At 47.1% G+C, this 5,544-nt stretch carries 5 protein-coding genes; 1 reads left to right on the top strand and 4 read right to left on the bottom strand.

The genetic code is table 11. The features are described 5' to 3' along the window. The first annotated feature begins 53 nt into the window (after nt 1-53). Entirely contained in the window at nt 54-938 is an 885-nt protein-coding gene (locus BZG81_RS15225) for an aspartoacylase (protein ID WP_077577327.1), read from the top strand. 109 nt (nt 939-1,047) lie between these two features. Here BZG81_RS15225 and BZG81_RS15220 read toward each other — a convergent pair whose 3' ends face one another. The 4 genes from BZG81_RS15220 to hcp-2 all read right to left on the bottom strand — a co-directional run bounded on the left by BZG81_RS15220 (nt 1,048) and on the right by hcp-2 (nt 5,050). Further along, on the bottom strand, nt 1,048-2,157 hold the full coding sequence (locus BZG81_RS15220; protein ID WP_131826442.1) for a sel1 repeat family protein: 1,110 nt from the start codon (nt 2,155-2,157) through the stop codon (nt 1,048-1,050). Next, on the bottom strand, nt 2,141-2,425 hold the full coding sequence (locus BZG81_RS15215) for a type VI secretion system PAAR protein (protein WP_021024293.1): 285 nt from the start codon (nt 2,423-2,425) through the stop codon (nt 2,141-2,143). The genes BZG81_RS15220 and BZG81_RS15215 overlap by 17 nt, the downstream gene beginning before the upstream one ends. A gap of 35 nt (nt 2,426-2,460) precedes the next feature. Next, a complete protein-coding gene (tssI, locus tag BZG81_RS15210) occupies nt 2,461-4,407 on the bottom strand; it encodes a type VI secretion system tip protein TssI/VgrG (protein ID WP_077677790.1) in 1,947 nt (648 codons plus the stop codon). Nucleotides 4,408-4,531: 124 nt separating this feature from the next. Further along, on the bottom strand, nt 4,532-5,050 hold the full coding sequence (gene hcp-2, locus BZG81_RS15205; protein WP_077677789.1) for a type VI secretion system effector Hcp-2: 519 nt from the start codon (nt 5,048-5,050) through the stop codon (nt 4,532-4,534). Nucleotides 5,051-5,544 lie beyond the last annotated feature (494 nt).

Genomic DNA, 5,544 nt, shown 5'->3' with positions numbered 1-5,544 from the left:
AGCTAGCACCACGACATAAGCGGATGTTTTTCCATTCAACACAAGGAGTTCTCATGAGTCGCTTCAGTCAAGTGGCCATCGTCGGTGGCACCCATGGCAATGAGTTTAGCGGGATTTACGCACTAAAACAGTGGCAAACCAATACATCTGTTACGACTCGGGATAGTTTTTCAACGGAGCATGTGTTCGCGAATCCGTCGGCTTATCATGCAAACAAACGTTATCTCGATTGTGACTTAAATCGACAATTCGATCCTCAAGGGCTCGCCGATCTCACCTTAACAAACTACGAGCAAAGTCGCGCAAAAGTCCTCAATCAACAGCTAGGTCCTAAAGGCGATCCTCGCGTCGATTTCATCATCGATTTACACAACACCACCAGCAACATGGGGCCTACGCTCATTTTGCTCGCATTAGACACATTCAATAAACAGCTTGCTGCCTATATCAGTGAGCGTATGCCCGATGCCATTATTTTAGTAGAAGATCATCTCGAGCCGCTTCAACACGCTTTTTTATGCTCAGTGGCGAAGCAAGGCGTCATTGTTGAGGTTGGTCCTCAACCGCAATCCGTATTACGCCATGATGTAATGGAATCCATGCAAGAAATGACGACGCATATTCTCGATTTTGTGCATCTCTTTAATATCGACAAGGTGCCAGAGCTGCCCGCGCAAGTAACGGCTTATCGCTATAAAGAAACCTTACATCTACCCCAAAATGCACAAGGAGAGCGCATCGGTATGGTGCACCAAAACGTGCAAGACAAAGACTTTGAGCCGATAGTACCTGGCGATCCTTTATTCATGTGCTTTGACGGTCGCGAAGTCGCTTGGGAAGGAAAGTACACTGCGTATCCGCACTTTATTAACGAGGCGGCGTATTACGATAACAATATTGCGATGTCGATGGCAGAGATGTTTAGTCTAACGGTGTAATTGAGAGGTACAACTGAGAGGCGTATAAAGAAACGACCAACATCGAACCGATGAATCAATGCCTCGGTGATGTGGCCGCTCAGAAAGTAGAAACAACGCTCGCTCGCAACTAACTCACTGGCTTAGTTGCGGGTTCTTTCTTTAAAGCCGTTTTTTGCCAGTAGCGATCATAATGAAAGAAAATGTGTGTCCTACGCAATTCAGCCGCTCTTTGTTCTACCTTTTCAATGACGTCATTTGATACTCGCGAAGACGCGAGCTCAAACTGTTCCATTGCCTGCTCTCTCAAAGTCACGAACCGCCCTTGACCAACCACATCCAAGTAGGCAGAAAGATAAACGAGCCCATCAGTATACTCAGCGTCTTCAGGCATGTAGTTTGTGGTGTACAGACGCCCCAGGGCAGCAAGAGACATAAGATCCCCTTGTTGAATCGCTTTTTCGCGCCACGCCACCGCTTTATGGCTTTCCCCTCGACGGATAAAATCACGATATAAACTCTTAGTACCGGGGATCCCACCCGCATTGGCTATCTGTTTTTTTACTTCAGCGGCCGCATCAAGGCGAGAGCTGGGGAAAAGATAAAAGCCGCGCTCAGCCAGTTCTATTTGCGATGCTTTATGTAACAAGGCATCAACATCATTTGCCGCAATCGCCTCTTCTAAATACTGCTCGGCTTTCTTTTTGTCTGTTGGATAAATGTACTGATACAGACTGAATGCTGCGTCTTTAGGTGCTTTTTCATACCAAGCTGCTAGTGCTTCTTCATACTTATAGCGCCAAATAGTACGATGATTTGCCGATAACCAATGGCCTTTTTCAACCAGTAATTTCATGGCTGGAATATAATCCGCCTTTGCGGCCTGCGTGAGATACTGCTGCGCAACCGGCGAATAATCGAGCTTATTACCATCATCACTGACGAGCACAGCGTATAAATAAGCGGCAGGAACAATACCTTGATCCGCCGCTGCACGTAGATATTTTTCAGCTCGTTGGTAATGGAACTGAGCGCGAGACAAACGTCCATGCTCAAATATTGCCTCTGGCGTCATCGCCTGGATATCATAGTCATCCGCGATTTTTTCAACCGGCTCTAGTTGCACAAAAGGTGTGGCTTCAACTTCAACTTGTTCAGCATGTACTTGTCCACTTAGCATGACCAGGCATGCATACACGCTTGCTTTAAGCATTGACGGGGTATTAACCAATGTTGACACTTGAACCTCCTACAATCACACCGCCACAACTCACTGCATCACCAATACGAGCGGCTGGTTTTCCATCAATCATAACGCTACCGGAACCCGCATTTACCGCTCGCCCATGAGGCGGGTGTTTCGGTTTACTATGCGGTGCCAGAGGATCACCTTTACGAACTACGGGTATCCCGTCAACTTTTACCGTTGACGACCCCGCCACAATCGGTGTAGGTGGGAATCCATCATGCGCGGTTCCCACATGGCCAACAAGTGCTGCTTTGGGCATATCTTTCCTCAAATTTCTTAGTTTGCATTAAACGATCAAGGTTTGTTCACTGAGCGTGGCGATTTCGCTGGCTGTCCTTGGTACCCAGAGCCACTACCAGGACTTCCGCCAGCGTTTAAATTGATCGCTGGACCAATAAGGTGCACCCCGGCCGCATCAACCTTCATTACGCTCCCACCGGCGGTTACCGTAACCTCCGTACCTGCATCAAGCACGACATTTGCGCCTGCTTTTAGATGCACCTCACGTCCCGCCGTTGCGGCGAAGCGGTTATCGATTTTTTCATGTATCCCTCCAGAAACGGCAATTGTGGCATCTTTTTTCACTCGTGTTCGTGATTGCTTATCGACCGTCACATGCTGGTTACTCATAACAGCCGACAAAGAATCATGGTCCACTTTTTGATGCTCATTATGCCGCACCTGCGTAACGACATCATTTTCCACGCCTGATTGCCAATCACGCTGAGCATGCAAATACACTTGCTCACTGCCCGATTGATCTTCAAACGTGAGCTCGTTGTAGCCCTCGCCTTGGTGGCTTTCACTGCGCCAAACTGTCTTGGTTTTATGGGCCGGCAATGTATAAGGGGATACATTGGTCGCGTGATAGGTCCGGCCAGTGATGATCGGTTGGTCGGGGTCACCATGTAAAAACGATACAATCACCTCATGGCCAATACGTGGAATCGCCATCATGCCGTATTGGCTCCCCGCCCAACCTTGAGACACCCGTATCCAGCAGCTACTTTTATCGTTTCCACTCGAGTAACGATCCCAAGGGAAATGAACTTTTACTCGGCCATGTTCGTCACAGAAAATTTCTTCGCCTTCAGGCCCAACCACAACCCCTATTAAAGGGCCGTCCACCTGTGGCTTAGGGTGTGGAGTGGCCCGCCAAGGGATAGAGGCCGGAATCACCGTAAACCGATTATGATAGGTAGTGGCGCCAGTGCCGCCTTCTTCTTCAACTGCTTGAGGTTGGGTGCCGTAATGCTGAGCGCGCACTACTTGCCACTTTTGATTCATGGTACGGTCGAGATGATCTTGCATTTCAAATGCATGACCCGCCTGCACAAGAAAATGATTACTTTCCCCAGTCGCCGTGACTTTGTCACGTGCCAGAAATTCTTGGCGTATCTGGGTTAAATGTTTACCTTGCGTATCGTCTTTATATCGACCTGGAAAATCATAAACATCGTAGTCTTGGCGCTGATGCTCAATGCCGGACATATTCACTTGCTGTAAGAAGCTATAATTCGGCTTTTTAAAGCTATAATCCTTCATCTCCAGTGATGACGGGATTATCCGAGTGTGTTTTTCGATGGCACGAATATAAGGCTCATCGACGACACCTGCAGCCTGAGCGTTATGCACAATCGGCTGTTTAAGGGCGGGAAGCGAAAAGGGCGAGTCAGTGATATATAAAAGCTGCTTGTCCTCTTTCCAAACAAAGCAATACATCAACCCCTCTTCTGCGGCAATACGATGAAAAAAGGTGAGATCCGTTTCTCGGTATTGAACACAAAATTCACGCTCTGCATATTCTTTTGTCAGCCCAAAACCGACATCCGTAATACGCATTTCTTGCAACAAGATCGAAATAACTTGGGGAACCGTCTGATGTTGGAATACACGACTATTTTGCCGTAGTGATAGACGCTCAATTTCAGCCACTAATTCAACATCATAATAAGTGTGATGATGACCAATATCCCCTTGGGAAAATTGACGAATGATACCGCGAATACGACGCTCACATTGCCCGTTGCGATAGAGAGCAAGCGTGGCTTGGCAATCCACTAATTGGTCAGGGGTTAGGGAATGATCGCGACTTGCCAATGCAATCGAATAACGAAACCCGTTGCAAGCTTGCTGGTCGAACGCCGCAGCAGAGAGGGACTCGTTGCCCTGATATTCTCTGACCACAAACGTGTCTGGCTCTAGGCCTTCGACGCTAAATTCAAAACGTAATTTCGCCATGATGTCTCCCGAATCTTGTTCCCGCAACAGTGAACACTTGTCTAGCAACGCTCTCTGGAAAACGAACGCTGCTAAACAAATGGTGAAGCGCCGGCACAAAGCCGACGCAACCTAGCAATAGCAATTAAGCTTCAACCGGCTTGCGCCAGTCATCAGAGCCTGAAGTACCTGCGTTGACGTGGTCCCAGGTAATTTTGCGATAAGACATCGACACGGTCAGGTTCTGAGTGAAGTCTGACTTCGCCGGATCTTGGCAGTGTGGCATTTCACAATGGATATCCACGATAGAGGCGCTTTCTAATTTGGTGGTAAAGAAGTTTTCTTGCTTACCTTCAATTGAGGTACGGTACCATTTCAGCTCTACTGTCGACATTTTCTCGCCCGAAGACAGTGCGTTATAAAGCAGCGGGACGGCTTTATTTAGCGCGACGGTGAATTTGAATTGTTTATGAACACGTTGACCGGATGGTTGACCAGATTGTGGGTCGGTGGGAACCGTCACATTGTGGTCAAACTGTTGTACCAGCATTTCGTCTTCGTGGCCTTCGACAAAAGAATCACCGATAGAATCCGCGGTGCAGGCACCGGCAGTAATCAAACCCTGGGTTTCGCCTTCAATCGAGATATAACATGGCGTTGGCATAATCGCTCCTTTTTGTATGATTCGAGTTCAAACAGCGACTGTTGCTGTCTAGCCCTACTAGCAAGCTAGTTTTATGCCAACTTTTAAATCTTTATATATCAGTAAGTTAGTTATGAGATGACCAATTTTTTGCACGACTCAAGCAACTTCTTGCCAAGCCAAGCAAAAAGTTGCTTGGCGTACCGCTGAGCGTCTACTAAAAATCGCAGCTGACCATTCACTTCGAAGGATGGATCGACGGTTACCTGGATCTGTGATGAATCGGTGACACAAAATTCTGAACACCCTCTAGGTGGAATTTTAGGATATCAAATCAATAAGATAAGCCTTTCAATTTAAGAAAGTGCTAGCTTTGTATGAAAAGAAAATCAGCCAAGATAATTGACGCTACATAGGAATGCTACCGCCCAGCGAGTGTTATATCACTCACTGAACGGGATATAGAAGCAGTATGAAGCTAATGTCTAAATGTAATATAAGTAATAAAATATAAA

Source organism: Salinivibrio sp. MA607, from assembly GCF_001996245.1.
GTDB classification, from domain to species: Bacteria; Pseudomonadota; Gammaproteobacteria; order Enterobacterales; family Vibrionaceae; genus Salinivibrio; species Salinivibrio costicola.
This window is presented reverse-complemented; position numbering and strand designations above follow the sequence as displayed.

Coding starts and splice junctions, on each gene's coding strand:
- tssI (WP_077677790.1), bottom strand. CDS start 4,407: ATGGCGAAATTACGTTTTGAATTTAGCGTCGAAGGCCTAGAGCCAGAC.
- BZG81_RS15225 (WP_077577327.1), top strand. CDS start 54: ATGAGTCGCTTCAGTCAAGTGGCCATCGTCGGTGGCACCCATGGCAAT.
- BZG81_RS15215 (WP_021024293.1), bottom strand. CDS start 2,425: ATGCCCAAAGCAGCACTTGTTGGCCATGTGGGAACCGCGCATGATGGA.
- hcp-2 (WP_077677789.1), bottom strand. CDS start 5,050: ATGCCAACGCCATGTTATATCTCGATTGAAGGCGAAACCCAGGGTTTG.